The following is a 16,043-nucleotide window of genomic DNA, read 5'->3' on the forward strand; positions in this document are numbered from 1 at the left end:
CTATGTTAACTACCGCTTTGCAGCAGTCGATCAAAATCCCTACTGATAAGTATCTGGGCGAAACTGAGTATATCTGTACCTGTTACGGCGACAGCCTCGACAAGAACACGTATTACGTGGTGCCAGAAATTCCGGTATTTGTCGCCAGGGATGACAAGAGCCCCAGCTTTATGTTTTACAAGTATCGCGGCGAAGATATGCAAGGCGGTTATACCCAGTTTACCGTGATGTTGCCGCTGCCTCCCGAAGACCTGCAAATCAAAATCCGCGCGGAACTGTACGGCAATATTCAGGGCCAGCTGACGGCGAAATCGACGCTGATTGTCACCTATGTGAAAGCTGAACAGGCCTCGGTGGCGGATCCTGAAAACCAGACCAAGAAAGCAGCCATGGACACGGCGCTGAAAAATACCGGTCTGAATGCTGAGCAGGCCAGCAAGTTTGTCTCGCTGTACGACAGCAGCAAAGGCAATGATCAGTTCCTGCCGGAGCTGTTGCCGGAAGAAGCGCAAAAAATTAATCTGTTACAGCCGTCGTACACCTCGGCGCAGGCCACGTTAATTCTTGATGATAATGAGAAATTCTATCGTCAGATCCCGACCCCGTTATCGCCATCCGGTCTGGGCGATAACCGCACCGTGTTCGGCCTGACGCTGACCGGCGAAGGCGCCACCCTGTTTGAAAATGTGCTGACCGGCACGGATAAGAACTCCAGCGTGGGCGTTCGTTTTAACTTCAATCTGGATGCCTCCCTGCCCGCCGCCAAAGTCACGGTCAGCTACGACAGCGAGATCACCAAGTCCGTCACGCAAACTATTTCTTACCATACGTGGTCGGCGGATGAGAAAAAAATTGAGCGGGAATACATCGAAAAAGGCGCGATCAAAATTGATGTCCAGGTCGGCCTGACCGCGGCAGAAATGGGCATGACACCCGATCAGTACATTAAATGGAAAGAAGGTCTGACGGCGTGGGGACAGAAGCAGGTTGAGCAAATCCTGAGCAGTCAGACCGGGCTGGACATGAGTCTGGATATGCTTAATGACGCAGGCAACTTTGGGAAATTCCAGGAAAGCCTGAGCCAGACCAAAAGCTTTACCCGCGTTTATGACGAAAACTCGGTCGTGTCGTTTGCTATTGCGCCGCAAACCCAGTTGCCGTCCATTCAGTCCATCGTGGGTGAAGACAATCTGAAAGAATATTTCAAAGAGTACGACCTTAACGATCCTTTCTATCAATACATACAGCCTGAATTCTTTGTCACCCAGGATTTGTCCACCTATAACATTGCCAATATTGTCGTGACGGCCATTTACGATAAAGACAATCAAAGCACCCTGCAGTTTAGCCCTAAAGATATGGATCCGAAAAAAACCGGCAAATGGTATATCAAGCCTGAACTGGGTCGCGCCTTTAAATACTCCTATACCGTAAATTTCAGCGGGTTACAGGCTAAACCCTATCATTCTGGCGAGATCCAGAGCGACCGGGACCTGATTATCACCATCAATACCGCCCAATGCGGCGTGGTGTTTGCCGACATTTCCACGCTGCTCGATCCGCAGGGATGGAAAGTCTTCAGTCAGGTGGTGGTTAAAACCCAATATTCCGATCCGGATAAAGGCGTCGAACTTAAAACCAGCAGCCAGGTGATCAGCGAAAGCGTACCACCTAAGCCTTTCATTTATCCGATCGGCACCGCCGTGGAAAAACCCATTTATTACTCCGCCGACTACTATGCCATCGATGGCGACAGCCTGACTTACATTCCCACCGGGGTTGAGACCAGTCCGCAATTACCGGGCTACGGGCTGATACATGGCAACCAGATCCTGATCGCAAACGCCCTGCCGAAACAGCAGAAGTACACCATCATCTTCAAATATACGCAGAAGGAGGTGTCGCTGATTACCTTTGAAATGACGGTCAAATACCCGAAATGGGACTTCAGCGAAACGCAAAGCCTGGTGGTGAACGAATTTGACAGCAAGTCGCTGACTCAGTCCCTGACCTTCGATCTCATGCAGGCAGAAAGTGGTAACGAACCGGAGATAACCTATACCTCGACCCTGTACTACGGCGATCAGGGCGAAGAGAAAACCATCGACAAGACGGTGTCGAATACCACCTCAATCGTGGTGGTGAGTTTCTGATGCTCTGAAAAACGCAGGGCAAGAAATCTTTGCCCTGCCTTTACTTTCGCAACGCAGGATTGTCGCTATGAACAGCCAGATCGTAGTGCAAAACATTTGTTTTATCCGTGCCGACCCGGACAGCGCTCTGTATTTTTACTGCGCCGCTGCGCCGTGCATCAAAGTGACGCACGACAATCAGCCCGCCGTTCAGTTGCAGATTTTCAGAAACAGCCGCGAACCGGCCACCGTTTACTATGCCACCTTGTCATTGCAGACCCTGTTGTCCAGCAGCCCGGAGGCCGCGCGCGCGGCGGCCGATGCCAGCCCGGACATCCCGCGCGATGCCATTCTTTTACCGTTGCAGGCGATTTCGTGCAGTGCCACGCTGGATATTCCCGGCTTCATCAGCGGGCAGACCAGCAAGACGGCGTTAAACGACCAGCAAAATTGTTATCTGCTGGCCAGACTGTCTGAGCAAGCCGATATCGCCCTGCTGGCCAAGCTGATGGAGACGCCGGAAGCGACACCGGTCGCAGTCAGTTACAAAATCGATTATCTGCAACAGTTACCCCCTGCCAGCTTTGAACTGGAGGCGAGCTGGGACAAGGTTTATGAATTCCTGCAGGAATCGTTCGGCTTCAGCCTGCTGGTTTTTTCAGTCGATATTGAGAAAACCTCGTCGCGTCTGATCAGCGAAAAAGTGGTGACCATCAAAGTCAGGGAAACCGATCCCGACGGGCATATCGCCCAGGCGGGTGCTGAACTGATGCAGATCCTGCTGAGTGAGTTTTTCACCCCGGTGTTTGCCGATGTGCCTGCGCAAACCCAGCCCCGCGCGGGTTTTTATCTGCAACGGGTGTCGGTTAAAGACATTGAGCAACGTCGTTTAAGCGGCAAGCTGAGCGAAACCACAGTAGTGCAACGCTCACTTTATCCGCAGGCATTGTTCGGTGAACTGGTCAAAGGCACCGACTATCAGCCTGGTCGGGTGATCAGCCAGAGTGATCTACAGGATGACTTCTTTGCCAGCCGTAAGGTGCAAATCAGCTTACTGACGCCCGAACTGGACAGCAATGTACAGCTGGTAATGGCGCGCCTGCGTTATGGCGAAAATATTCAGCAATTTACTTTTCGCAACGGCGATGTGCAGCCAAAGCATTTCAAGGCACCGAGCATTCTCGACCCCAAAACCGGGAAAATGCTCTGGCCGGTCGGGTACGATTTTACCGTCTATTTTAATCAGCCATTCGGCGGTGTGAATTCAGTCAGCTCCGGCGATCTGTACACCGAACTGGACGATATTTACCTCGACCTGGATTCAGTCTATGCCCGCTATGATTTTCTCATCGCGGCGGCCAGCCAGTTTGACTGGAACTGGTATCAGTCCGTGCTGGTGACCCTGCGCTGTCGTCATATGCTGCTGCCTGCCTCCGTTGTCTCGAAAAGTTTTCAGATAACCGCCGGTTCGCCGCCGGTGCATTATCCGGTCACGTTGCCCAATCCCGATTTGTATCTGTTTGAGGTCATCAAGGACTACAGCAGCGCCGTCAATTCTCCTCACATACCGGCGGAGATGAATGAGCCGACCAGCCAGACTGTTTCCCTGTTCTCCAGCCTGTATCACCAGCGGGTGTTAATGCTTTCCGCCACCCTCGACTGGCAGGAGGTCGGGGAAGTGATCGTCTCGGCCAGTTATGCCTGGTCGGCAACTGACAGCAACGCCACCCTGCAACAAGTTTTTAAATTTACCGAATCCGACGCCGCCGCTCAGTGTTTTAGCGCCGATCAGCCCGACCCTGCACGACTCAGCGTCGATCTCGATGTCTGGTTCATTTACCAGCCGGGACAAGGTAAAGACAAACCCGAGCACATCCAGACCACCACCGTTCAAGACAGTATCGATATCGCCAACCTCAATTAAGGAAACGCCATGTTATTACTCAGAGAAAGAACCCAAACCATCAATAACATTACCTTCTTTGCCGATGATTCTGATGACTCACAGTTCTGGTATTTACCCGGTGACATTCACATCGCGCAGAATGATAAAAAGCCGGTCTTTTCATTGATCAAATACACCGGTGACGGCAGCGGTCAGCAAGGCGGATACATCAATTTTGAAGTGGATACGTCCATTGAAGAAGATGTGCTCGACAGCGCATTTAAAGAATATCTCAGCAAGCTCAAGGTTAAGCCGGTGAACCCCCGCAAGGCTCAGGTTCCTTTCGATAAAGGCACGGTGAATTTCTTTGTTCTGGGCGCAGAAGGCACCAATGGCGAGCTGATCAGCGCGCAAAGCCCCAGCCTGTTTGGCAAGAACAGCGCCATCTTCAGCGCCAAACTGACACCGGAACAGGCGGTCATTCTGGAAGCCGCCTTTAATCAGGCGCAGGCACCGGCGGCGGTAGCCTACAACCTGAGTTTTACCGGCATCACGCCTGCCTTAAAGGTGGAAGTGGAAGCCAAATTTGAAAGCCTATACAAAGAATTCGATCTTAAATTTGGCGCTAACATTCCGATCCCGGTAGAAACACCGGCCAGTTTCTGGCTCGGTTTTGACAGCGTCATCAAGAAGTTGCAGCAGGATCAGAAACTGGTGATCAAAATCACCGAAAGTATGCCGGGTGATCAGGCGGAAAAGGAAAAGGAATGGGCGTTGCAGTTCGTCAAAGAAGAGATCCTCAAAAGCTTCTTCACCGCCTCGCTCAGCCTCAACGATGACAGCAATACCCAGGCAAAATCCGCCAGTTCTTCCATTCTGGATTCTCTGATCGCCAGCGATAAGAAAGAAGACGGAGAAGAAGGCGGTAAAGGTGGCCTGTTCCCCAGCGGCTCGCTGGAGATAAAAATGGTGCGCATCGAAGAAACCAAAGCACTGAACTTTAACTACATCTCATCGAAAGCCATCAGCCAGTCAGCCGTGCCCCAAAACTTTATTGGCAGCGACATCCTGCACGCCAAAAAAGAGGCGCCCTACTTTATTGAAGTCAACGTCAACGATCCGTTCTTCCAGAAAATTGATTTCACCGTGCTGGGGCCGGACGGCTTTGATGAATACGGCATTAAAGCCGCGACTTTTAAAATCGGTTACAACAAACAGGTTTACACCGCTCCGGCGTTCACCGCCGATGACGGCACCTGGAACAAAAACATTTCCCGCAGCAGCAACGTCAACGAATTGTTTGATATCCAGAGTGAGTTTGTCTTCAAATCCGCCGCCACCTCCGGCTGGGAAGGAAGCAGCAGTTACCAGCCAACATCGCAATCGGCTTCAACCTTGCTGAACCTCGACCCCGCCGCCGTGCTGACATTCAACGAAATCTCAATTCGCCTCGACAAGACGTTCTCGTGGGAAAACTGTAACCAGGTGATCGTCGAACTGACCTATCTCGACGACAAGCAGAGCAAAAAAAGCAAAAAGTACACCTTCAGCGAGGATAAAAAAGACCCGCAGACCTTCAGATATCGCTGCCTGACCGAGAAGCCCTGGCTGGTTAATTACAAGATTACGTACTTCCTGGTCGGCGGTAAAACAACCACGCTCGAAGGCAGTGAAAACCCGGCGGGCATCGTTATTCCGGCTGTGGCGTAGGCGGCTGACGATGACCGAGCTCAATACCGTACTCCCGGTGGCATGGAACGCCCTGGTGGACGCGCTTTGCCGCGCCGCGCCTCATTTGCGGGCAACACTGGCACCGGAGATCGCCCGTTTTACTCAGGCGCGGCTGACCTCCGGTGGCTTGTCTTCGGCATTCAATACCAGCCTGCTGGCCTATAACGGCTGCCCGCTGGAATTCACGGTCGCGACCTCAAAACCGCAGGCGCTGGCCTGCACGCTGGATCCTTTTCTGCCGCGCTTTACCGAAAACCGCCGGATGGCGGCTTTCTCCCGGCATGTGCAGCATATTGTTGCCGGTTCGCCGCAGGATAACGTTGAAGCCTGTTTTGCCGCGATGGAGGAAATACAAAGTCGCAGCACGCAGCCGTTGCGGTTTGGCTCCTGGCTGGGGCGAAAATATTCTCCTGACGGGGTGAAAACCAAGGTGTATTCGGAAGTGCGTGGCGACGCGTTGGATCAAGTCAGCTTGCCCGGCGCGGTGGAAAAGTTTTCTGCCGCTGCCTGCCGGCGGGCAGGTTTGTCATTACTGATGGTCGGTTATTACCCGCAGCAGGCTGATGCGCCGCGTGAGTATTATTTTCAGTGGCACAGCGCGCGCATCACCCACGCGGATATTGCCTCAGTGATGCGTTTTTTCGAATGTGGATCCCTGTTACCGGCGCTGACGTCCTTACTGGATCAGGCACTGGCGCAAACCCTGAACGGACAGACTTTTCCGCCAACCACCTACGGTTTTAGTCTGTCCTGCGGTCAGGATGGCGCGCCGGAAAGCGTGACGCTGTTTGTGATGGCCGCGAGTTTCTTTGGTGATAACTCGCGGGTATTTCCCGGCGTACAGGCGTTGCTGCGGCAAAACGAATACACCCTGCCTTTATTGCAGCAGGTGATGACCGCAGAAATTCCCGTGCAGTTCAACGTGGTGGGGTTTTCGGTGGACAGGCAAAGCCGTAGCGGACTCAGTTGCACCTTCAGTCCGCAGAATTCGCGTTTTAACGTCCTGCCGTTAAAGCCGACGTCTTCCACCGCGCAACCCGGCAGTCCCGGTCTGAAAACGCTGCTGGCGAAACAGTGCGCCAGCGGTGCCTTTGCGGCACATGTCAGAACACCCGACGGGCGCTGGCATCAGGATGAAAATGCGTTTGTCACGGCGCAGGTTTTACGCACGCTGGCATACACCCCGCAGACGGCAGCGTGTATCGAAAAGGCGCTCGATTTTTTAACTGCCTGCGAAATCCGTCCTTCTCACTTCAGTTTCTGGCCGCCGGACGCTCATCCCCAATGGATGGCGAACCAGAAAATCTGCGCCGATATCGATGACACGGCCATCATCACCGAGCTGCTTTATAAGTTTGGTCGCATCTCACGGATGCAGGTCAGGCAAACGCTGGCGCAGATGAACGGTTATCAGGTGCGACAGGTTGATCCCCGTCTGAAGGCCGGACAGCACCAGTGGGCGGAGTGTCAGAGTTTTTATACCTGGATGCAGGATGACAACGACATCAGCCAGCTTGATTGCTGCGTTAACACTAATGCGCTGATTTTGCTGCAAACGCTGGCGGACGACGGCGGTGTCATGCCGCCTGCCTGCACGCGCATTCTCAACATGCTGAGTCAGGCGGTGCAATGGAGCGGTGATGACTTCGACAGGCTCAGTTTGCTGACGCCTTATTACGCCCATCCCGGCGAATGGCACGCCACCTTGATCTACGCCAGACAAGCCGGTGTTCCGCAGCTCACGCCGGTCATTAATGCACTGGCCCGCTGGCAATTACCTGCCGGTCAGCCGGAAAGCCCGCTTTACCGCCGGCACGACGGGCGATACCTGTGGACGTCACCCAATCTGAACCACTTCAGAACGCTGGCTCAAACCGAATATGCTGAGGAAAAAGATGAATATATTTCTTAATAACCTGGTGACGCTGAACCAAATTATTCTGCAAAACGCCCGCGAACAATTTCCGGATATCAGCGAAAAGCACGTACGCTATCGGGCGGTACAGGCCGTGCAGGCGGACGATCTGGCCGCCAAAGTCTGCACAGAAGTCGTTTCAGGAGAAACACGCTACGAGATTGCCACCAGCACCGACGGCACAAGCTGGAAGATGATGCTGAATTTCACGCTGAGTCGCCAGGTGCCTCAAATCCCCTACGTTGTGCTGAGCTACAGCACCTTCGGTAATCCCGAAGAGATGATCTTCGATAAAGTGCTTAAAGCCGGAACGGACAACACCTATGAGGCGGAACTGGAGCTGAATGAGTTAGCTCAACGTGATGCCCTGTTGCGCGCCCTGTCGGATTTTGATGCGCAGACCACGCTGGTGATTGCCATCACCACCGATCACAGCATTATCAATACCATTACCGACCCTAAAGTTTTCTACTTTGCACAAAACTACTATCCGTATATTTATCAGGGTATTCTGCCGCCGCCCGCGCGCTTGCAACTGACGCTCCTGCCGCTGGTTTATCACAACGTGGCGTACAACTATTATCAGGATTATGTCCTGAAAAGTTACCTGTACTATCTGCCCGATACCTTCGAGGTGGGGATTGGCACTGACCTTAAACCCATGCTGTCGTTTTCATTCTCAGCACCGGAAAACGCCACCAGCCTGGATCAGGTTACCGTGTCGCTGGATTATTTTTTACTGCCGAAGGTTAATCAGGATCGCATCGCCAATGCCAGGGATCAGTTTTTGCAAAAACAGTCAGACGGCAAACTGGTGCCGTTTGCCAACGCCGATACGCTGGCGTTGCAGCTTGAACTGCCCGCAGGCAAGACGGAGGAGAAAAATGCGCTGATCAACCTGCAAAGCGGGATTGCCGATTCATTCACCCTGCCCGTCAGTCAGTTTGTGACAATCTGGGATGCGCTGTTTTCTAAATCTCAGCAAAGCCTGTTACTCAAAGGGGAAGTAGAGGTTCAGTTCACGGGATTTAATCCTGACAAACTGCCGATGAAAATTGCGTTAGACGACAAATACAAAGATAAACCGCTCGATTTTATTACCCAGTCGGCACCGGTAGATATCTCCAATACGCTGACCTTTAAAAGTGATCCGAAAGCTTACAGTTCATCCGGACCGCGACCTATCGCCCGTATGCTGGTCAATATCAGCAACCAGACCTTTGAGTTAAATGAAGCCAGTCCGGACCATCAGGTCACGGTGAAAGTTCCGGTTATTGACCTCATCCTCCATCCGGATAAAAAGACGGTTTATAAATACGATCTGCAAATCCGCTACGTTGACGGCAGTAAAACGGACCTTAATAACCAAACCTCAACTTTTGAGATTATTTATGTCCCGTGAATTTCTCCGGCAGATATGCGGGTAAAAAAGCGGAAATTTGAAAACCTGTTAATAACAGCTCACTCAGGAGTCATGCCTATGCGAAAAAGCTGACGTAAAACTCACGACGGTAACCCTGTTACGTAACGTTTAACGTTCAGAGAATATTCAGTTTTGTAATCTGTCTGTATCCAATTTATGAGAAATGACAATGCAGACATTCTGCATCGTCACCACAAAAACACTCTGTTATCGAGGTTCTGATGAAACACAACTATATGTTCGTTATTGCCGCAGGTATGTTGGTATCCGCACAAGGTTTCGCGAAAGTGAATGATGTGCCTAAAGGCGCGCTGGTTGTCCGTTACGGTGCCGCCAATACGGATGCGAATTACGCCACTCAGGATGGTTATCCGGGTAGATTACAAAACGTTTCAGCACTCTGTACGAAAACCGTTTCCGGCGTTGATAAGGCCAAGGTCGAAGCCTTAATTGCGACAGATCCCGGTCATCCGGCCGGCCTGAAGCAGGCAGGTGGAACAAACGCGTCCACACTGGTGAATAAAAATGCCACCGTCTCCACCGATCCGCTGCCAAATAGCCCTAACCATTGTCTGATCAGTAATATTGAACTGAAGAATATTAAAGGTGCATGGCAAATGTTTGCGCTTCAATAAGTAAATAATAAAAACCCCGCTCAACATAAGGCGGGGTTTTTATAAATCAATTTTTCATAAAATTAAACGTGCGCAATCTTCTTCGCATCCAGCGCTTTATGGATCGCCGCTTCCAGCTCGTTAATTTCGAATTTAGCCACATACCCGTCGGCACCGACTTTGCGCACGTGATCTTCGTTGGCGCTGCCGGATAATGAGGAGTGGATAATCACCGGAATATTTTTCAGGAATTCATCACGCTTGATATTGAGCGTCAGCGTAAAACCGTCCATTTCCGGCATTTCCAGATCGGTAAGAACGAAGGAAATTTTATCGGCGATTGGCAGCCCTTCTGCTTTGCACTCTTCGGCCAGTTTGCGGATTTTATTCCAGGCTTCGAGACCGGTCACGTGCATCTGTGCCGGGATCTCCATCATGTTCAGGCCTTTTTCCAGCATCTGACGCGCGACTTTCGAGTCTTCCGCGACAATCGCCACCGTGCCCGGTTTCAGTTTGAACGCGCTGGTTTTCTTCTTGTCCATATCGATATTGCTGTTCGGAATGATGTCATGCAGGATCTGCTCGACGTCGAGTACCAGCGCCAGACGGGTGCTGGATTTATCGCTATCCAGACGCGCGATACTGGTGATGTTGCGGCTCTTGACGCCGGATTCGGCAGCCAGCACCTGACTCCATTCGAGACGCACGATATCGTCCACGGATTCCACAGCAAACGCCTGCGTGCTGCGGGCATATTCCGTGACCAGCAAAATGTTCAGCCCGGTTTTCGGCACGCAGCCGACCACCGCGGGCAAATCAATCACCGGAATAATTTCACCGCGAATATTCGCCATGCCCATCATCGGCGATGACATGCCTGCGGCTTTGGTCAGTGCCGGCATCGGCACGATTTCGCGCAATTTAAAGACGTTGATACCAAAGAGTTCAGATTGTTCGTCTTCCGGCGAGGTTCCAAGACGGAACAGCAAAAGCTCAAACCGGTTTGATGAAGTGAGATTTGTTCTCTCATCAATTTCTTTCTGAAAATTATCCATACTTTCCCCATGCCTGTCGTTATTCGTTTTTATCGGTGTTTGCGCTGTGCGTCGTTCGGAAAATAAGGAATTCCGTTCTCTTTTTGTCTCAGAGGGACGTTGTATTTATCGGCTGGTTTGGGGAAATTCTTTAGCGCGGCGGGAAAATTGAGCGGAGAAACACCCCGGCATCGTGAAAATGCCGGGGCTGAACAAGGTTAACCGCCTATTTTCACCAGCGTTCTGCCCTGAATTTTATTATTCAGAAAATCTTCGGCATACGCCGGTGCCTGCTCCAGCGTAATCTCCGTCGCAGCCTGCTGATAGAAGCTTTCCGGCAGCGTACTCGCCAGACGTTCCCACACCGCCGCACGGTGTTCAGCGGGCACAGAAACTGAATCCACGCCCTGTAAACGCACGTTACGCAGAATAAACGGCATCACAGTGGTTGGAAGACCAAAGCCCCCCGCCAGACCGCAGGCCGCCACGCAGCCGCCGTAATTGGTTTGTGCCAGCACTTTAGCCAGCACTTTGTCACCGACGGTATCGATGGCACCGGCCCACAGCTGTTTTTCCAGCGGACGGGTTTCGGCAAACTCATCGCGGGACAGAATTTCGCTGGCACCCAGTTTGCGCAGGTAATCATGCGTGGATTCACGTCCCGTCACGGACGTGACAGTGTAACCGAGGGTATGCAGCAGTGCCACGGCGGTGCTGCCGACGCCACCGCTGGCACCGGTCACCAGCACGGTGCCGCTTTCCGGCGTCACGCCTGCGTCTTCGAGCGCCATCACGCATAACATGGCGGTGAAACCGGCGGTGCCGATGATCATCGCATTGCGTGCAGGCAGCGTTTCAGGCAGTGCGACCAGCCAGTCGCCTTTGACGCAGGCCTGTTCTGCCAGTCCGCCCCAGTGGTTTTCGCCCACGCCCCAGCCGGTGAGGATCACCGCTTGTCCCGCTGAATATCGCGGATCGTTACTGCGTTTTACATGGCCGGTGAAATCAATGCCCGGCACCATCGGGAACTGGCGGATGATTTTGCCTTTACCGGTGATTGCCAGCGCATCTTTGTAATTGAGCCCTGACCAGCTGATATCCACCAGCACGTCGCCCGCGGCCATTTCCGGCAGTGCGATGTCTTTCACTTCGGCCAGAGTGGCTTTGTCTTGTTGTTCGAGAACCAATGCTTTCATTTCATTTCCTTTATCAGTTCAAAGATTTCTTATGGTTTTGTCGAAACCTACGCCCCTTTTTTCTGTGAGACAACCCCCGCCGATCCCTGCAAAGCAAAAAGCCCGCTCGGGGCTACCGGAGCGGGCTCAGTTAAAAGCTTTAGTATGTTGTAACTATTTTTCGTTTACTGCCTCGCGGCGGGTTTCCTGCACGCTGTAACGGTTAGTTTTAAAAGGAATATCCAGCCGCTCGCGCAGGGTTTGCGCCTCTGACGGATGCCAGTAACCCCGCGCCGCCAGCACCGGCAGAACCAGCCGGGTGATATCGTCCAGCGCTTCCGTCAGCACCGGCCCGCTGATGATAAAGCCGCTGGCACCGCCCTCTTCCACCCAGCGGATCAGCCGGTCAGCCACCTGTTCCGGCGTACCGAAGAATTCACCGCGCGGCAGCGTGGTCTGATAGGCGATTTCCCGCAGCGTGAGGTTCTCTTCCCGCGCCAGTTTCTTGATGCTGTCGGTGGTCGAACGGAAGGTGTTTTGTCCTAAATCACCCAGTTCCGGGAACGGCCCGTCCGGCGGATACTGGCTGAAATCATGATGATCGAAGAAGCGTCCCAGATACGCCAGCGCGTCATCGAGCGAAAGCAGGGAAAGCAGATACTGATATTTTGCCTCAGCCTCTTCTTCGGTTTTGCCGACTATCGGGCTGATGCCGGGGAAAATCCCGACCGGATGACGGCCATTTTTCGCGACCTGCGCCTGCAATTTCGCGGCGTATTCCTGCGCCTCTTCCAGCGTACGGGCGTTAGTGAACACCGCATCGGCAGATTTGCCTGCCAGCGCGATACCGGCATCAGACGCACCGGCCTGGAAAATCACCGGCTGTCCCTGCGGCGAACGCTGAATATTCAGCGGCCCTTCCACCGAGAAGAATTGCCCCTGATGATTCAGTTTGTGCAGCTTCGCCGCATCAAAAAACACGCCGCTTTCACGGTCACGCACAAACGCGCCGTCTTCCCATGAATCCCACAGCCCCTGCACCACATTGATATATTCTTCCGCAATCTGATATCTCAGCGCGTGTTCAGGATGATCTTTGCCGAAATTTTTCGCGGAACCGGCCAGCGGCGACGTCACCACATTCCAGCCCGCACGTCCCTGACTGATATTGTCGATGGACGCCAGCTGACGCGCCACGGTGAACGGGTCGCTGTAAGAGGTTGAAATGGTGCCCGCCAGACCAATGCTGTGCGTGGCTGATGCCAGCGCCGACAGCAGCGCCACCGGCTCGAAACGGTTCAGAAAGTGCGGCAGCGATTTTTCGTTGATGTGCAGACCGTCGGCGACAAACAGAAAATCAAATCCTGCGGCTTCAGCGCGCAAGGCTAAATCGCGGAAATAGGGAAAGTTCACACTGGCATCCGCAGGCGCTTTTTCATGTCGCCATGAATTCATATGTCCGCCCGCACCGTGCAGCATCAGACCCAGCTTTATACTTTTTGAATTGCCTGAATGACTTGAATGGCTCATGAAAACTCCTTAATGCTGGCCCGCCAGCAATTCGATGGACTTCAGACGCACCGCGGCATCTGTCAGTGGGGTGTGGATCACAAATTCATTCACGCAAAGACGGCGCTGAATATCGCGCAGTTGCTGATGGATATCGCCGGGCGTGCCGTGCAACACGCTGAGCTTCTGCTGCTCAATCTGGTAGTGCGTTGCGCCCGCCTGTTGCACAAAGGCCTCCGCCTGTTCGCGCGTGCCGACCGTAACGTGCCGGTCGCCCACCGTGACCCGAAAATTATGTTGCTCAGCCACCAGCGCTTCCGCCCGTTCGCGGGTTTCTGCTGCCAGCACCGCCAGACTGACCAGCGCGTGCCCCTGTCCGGCAGAATATTCGTGAAAGGCCAGCACGGATTCTGTCATCACCTGTTCCGAAGTATTGATAAAACCGGCGAACACAAAATTCCAGCCGAGCGATGCGGCCAGCCGCGCGCTTTCCGGGCTGGCACCCAGCAGAAATCGTTGCGGACTGACCGGCGGACGCGGCAATGCACGGGCTTCCGTGCCAGCCAGATGGTCATCAAGATGAGTGAGATAATGCGTCAGTTGCTGTAACTGCGCGGGAAATCCGGGTGCTGAATCTGCCGGTGTATGACCGCGCAGGGCTTTGGTAGAAAGCGGCAATCCGCCGGGCGCTTTGCCAATGCCGATATCCACGCGATCCGGCGCCAGCGAGGCCAGCAGATGGAAATTCTCGGCCACTTTATACGGGCTGTAATGTTGCAACATCACGCCGCCTGAACCGATCCGCAGCCGGGATGTACGCGCCAGCAGCCAGGCAATCAGCACTTCCGGCGAGCTGCCTGCCAGCCTTTCGGTGTCGTGATGTTCAGAAACCCACAGGCGGTGATAACCCAGCGCTTCGGCTTTTAGCGCGAATGTGAGCGTCGCTTCCAGTGCCTGCGCCGCTGTCTGCCCGTCGTTGATCGGGCTTTGATCTAATAAACTCAGTCGGTAATTCACCTGGGCATCCCTTTTATTCATTGTGACAAAAAGAGTTCCATGAAATACGACCAAAGCTAAATAATAAAAACACGTTTCTATAGTCAGTAATTTGCTATGCAATCGTGTGTGCAAAATGACTATAAATTATAGCGACTGAGTATTTAGTTATTTCCCTCGCTCTGGCTAGCATGAAATGAACCGCTACATCCGGGTAACAATCATTTTCAGACAATTAACAATCCTTTTCAGACAATAAGGTTATTTCGCCATGAGCATTTCACTTGCCGAAGACACGAAAAACATCGCACCTGACAATTCATCAGCAAACATTTCATCAGCAGACAATCCATCAGGATTAGAAGAACAACTCATCGCCTGGCGCCATGAATTACATCAGCATCCGGAATTATCCAATCAGGAGTTTGTCACCACGCAAAAAATTACTCAGTGGCTGAATGCCGCCGGGATCCGCATTTTATCCCTCGGGTTGAAAACCGGCGTGGTGGCGGAAATCGGCCCTGAACACGGCCCGGTGGTGGCGTTACGCGGTGACATCGATGCCCTGCCGATTGAAGAAACGTCCGGCGTGCCGTTCAGTTCACAACAGCCCGGCGTAATGCACGCCTGCGGACACGACTTCCATACCTCGGTTATTCTGGGTGCCGCCCATCTGCTTAAAGCGCGTGAAGACCAGCTTCCGGGCCGCGTGCGGTTGTTTTTCCAGCCAGCGGAAGAACGGTTCGGCGGCGCGTCGCAGCTGATAAAAGCCGGTGCGCTGGAAAACGTGGATGCTATTTTTGGTCTGCACAATGCGCCTGAATTGCCGGTCGGCACCTTCTCCACCAAAGGCGGCGCGTTTTACGCCAATGTTGACCGCTTCCAGATAACCGTGACCGGCAAAGGCGCGCACGCCGCGCATCCGGAAGAAGGCGTCGACAGTATCGTCACCGCCAGCCACATCGTGACCGCGCTGCAAACGGTGGTCAGCCGCAATGTCAGCGCGCAGGAGGCGGCGGTGGTCAGCGTTACACGCATTGAAGGCGGCAATACCTGGAACGTGCTACCACAAACCGTCGAACTCGAAGGCACGGTTCGCACGCACAACAGCGAAATCCGTGAGCAAATTCCGCAGCGCATCCGCAAAGTCATCGCAGGTGTCGCAGACGCGCTGGGCGCAAAAGCCGAATTGCACTGGTTTGGCGGGCCACCGGCAGTAGTCAATACGCCGCGCTGGGCCGAGTTCAGCCTGAAAGCAGCGGATGAATTTGGCTATAAAACCGAAGTCGCGCAGGCACAAATGGGCGGTGAGGATTTTGCGTTTTACCTGCATCATGTACCGGGTGCGTTTGTCAGCATCGGCTCCGCCAGTGATTTCGGTTTGCATCATCCGCAATTTAATCCCGACGAATCGGCTATTTATCCGGCGGCAGAATATTTCCAGCAACTGGCTGAAAAAGCACTGGATGAATTAACCAGGGAAAAATAAAGTCTGTTCGTATATTGGCGAAGATACGCCCGGCTATTCCGGGCGTTTACCTCTTTGACTTAAAAGAAAGGCTTAAATGAAATCTGTAATATTTATAAATTTGTCAGTAACAGGACTGCCCGTCGGTAAAATCAATGTTA

At 53.1% G+C, this 16,043-nt stretch carries 11 protein-coding genes; 7 read left to right on the forward strand and 4 right to left on the reverse strand.

Features of this window, described 5'->3' with window-relative positions:
• Positions 1 to 2: 2 nt before the first annotated feature.
• The 6 genes from ACM615_RS11280 (at position 3) to ACM615_RS11305 (ending at position 9,721) form a co-directional block, all read left to right on the forward strand.
• Entirely contained in the window at positions 3 to 2,153 is a 2,151-nt protein-coding gene (locus tag ACM615_RS11280; protein WP_431011898.1) for a hypothetical protein, read from the forward strand.
• A gap of 67 nt (positions 2,154 to 2,220) precedes the next feature.
• Positions 2,221 to 4,056, forward strand: coding sequence for a hypothetical protein (locus tag ACM615_RS11285; RefSeq protein ID WP_431011899.1), 1,836 nt, complete (start codon positions 2,221 to 2,223; stop codon positions 4,054 to 4,056).
• 9 nt (positions 4,057 to 4,065) lie between these two features.
• Positions 4,066 to 5,727, forward strand: a complete 1,662-nt coding sequence (locus ACM615_RS11290) for a hypothetical protein (RefSeq protein WP_431011900.1) — start codon at positions 4,066 to 4,068, stop codon at positions 5,725 to 5,727.
• 10 nt (positions 5,728 to 5,737) lie between these two features.
• Positions 5,738 to 7,660: a hypothetical protein gene (locus ACM615_RS11295; protein WP_431011901.1), complete on the forward strand. Its 1,923-nt coding sequence runs from the start codon at positions 5,738 to 5,740 to the stop codon at positions 7,658 to 7,660.
• Positions 7,644 to 9,065 (forward strand): hypothetical protein, encoded by a 1,422-nt coding sequence (locus tag ACM615_RS11300; RefSeq protein ID WP_431011902.1) that lies wholly within the window; start codon positions 7,644 to 7,646, stop codon positions 9,063 to 9,065. Before ACM615_RS11295 ends, ACM615_RS11300 begins: the two co-directional genes overlap by 17 nt.
• A 242-nt stretch (positions 9,066 to 9,307) precedes the next feature.
• On the forward strand, positions 9,308 to 9,721 hold the full coding sequence (locus ACM615_RS11305; protein WP_129638716.1) for a hypothetical protein: 414 nt from the start codon (positions 9,308 to 9,310) through the stop codon (positions 9,719 to 9,721).
• 62 nt (positions 9,722 to 9,783) lie between these two features.
• Here the strand turns inward: ACM615_RS11305 and ACM615_RS11310 are convergent, their stop codons facing one another.
• The 4 genes from ACM615_RS11310 to ACM615_RS11325 form a co-directional block, all read right to left on the reverse strand.
• Positions 9,784 to 10,755, reverse strand: coding sequence for a chemotaxis protein (locus ACM615_RS11310; protein WP_120163458.1), 972 nt, complete (start codon positions 10,753 to 10,755; stop codon positions 9,784 to 9,786).
• Between the two features lie 197 nt (positions 10,756 to 10,952).
• The gene (locus ACM615_RS11315; protein ID WP_431011903.1) at positions 10,953 to 11,930 is read right to left on the reverse strand and encodes an oxidoreductase; all 978 of its coding nucleotides are present in this window, start codon (positions 11,928 to 11,930) and stop codon (positions 10,953 to 10,955) included.
• Between the two features lie 153 nt (positions 11,931 to 12,083).
• Complete coding sequence (locus ACM615_RS11320; protein ID WP_129638714.1) at positions 12,084 to 13,439, reverse strand: LLM class flavin-dependent oxidoreductase; 1,356 nt, start codon at positions 13,437 to 13,439, stop codon at positions 12,084 to 12,086.
• Positions 13,440 to 13,448: 9 nt separating this feature from the next.
• Positions 13,449 to 14,435, reverse strand: a complete 987-nt coding sequence (locus ACM615_RS11325) for an MsnO8 family LLM class oxidoreductase (RefSeq protein WP_431011904.1) — start codon at positions 14,433 to 14,435, stop codon at positions 13,449 to 13,451.
• 250 nt (positions 14,436 to 14,685) lie between these two features.
• Between ACM615_RS11325 and ACM615_RS11330 the strand changes: the two genes are divergently transcribed.
• The gene (locus tag ACM615_RS11330) at positions 14,686 to 15,903 is read left to right on the forward strand and encodes a M20 peptidase aminoacylase family protein (protein WP_431011905.1); all 1,218 of its coding nucleotides are present in this window, start codon (positions 14,686 to 14,688) and stop codon (positions 15,901 to 15,903) included.
• Positions 15,904 to 16,043: the final 140 nt, after the last annotated feature.

The sequence above is a fragment of the Rahnella sp. PAMC25617 genome, assembly GCF_050606005.1.
In the GTDB taxonomy this organism is placed as follows: domain Bacteria; phylum Pseudomonadota; class Gammaproteobacteria; order Enterobacterales; family Enterobacteriaceae; genus Rahnella; species Rahnella variigena.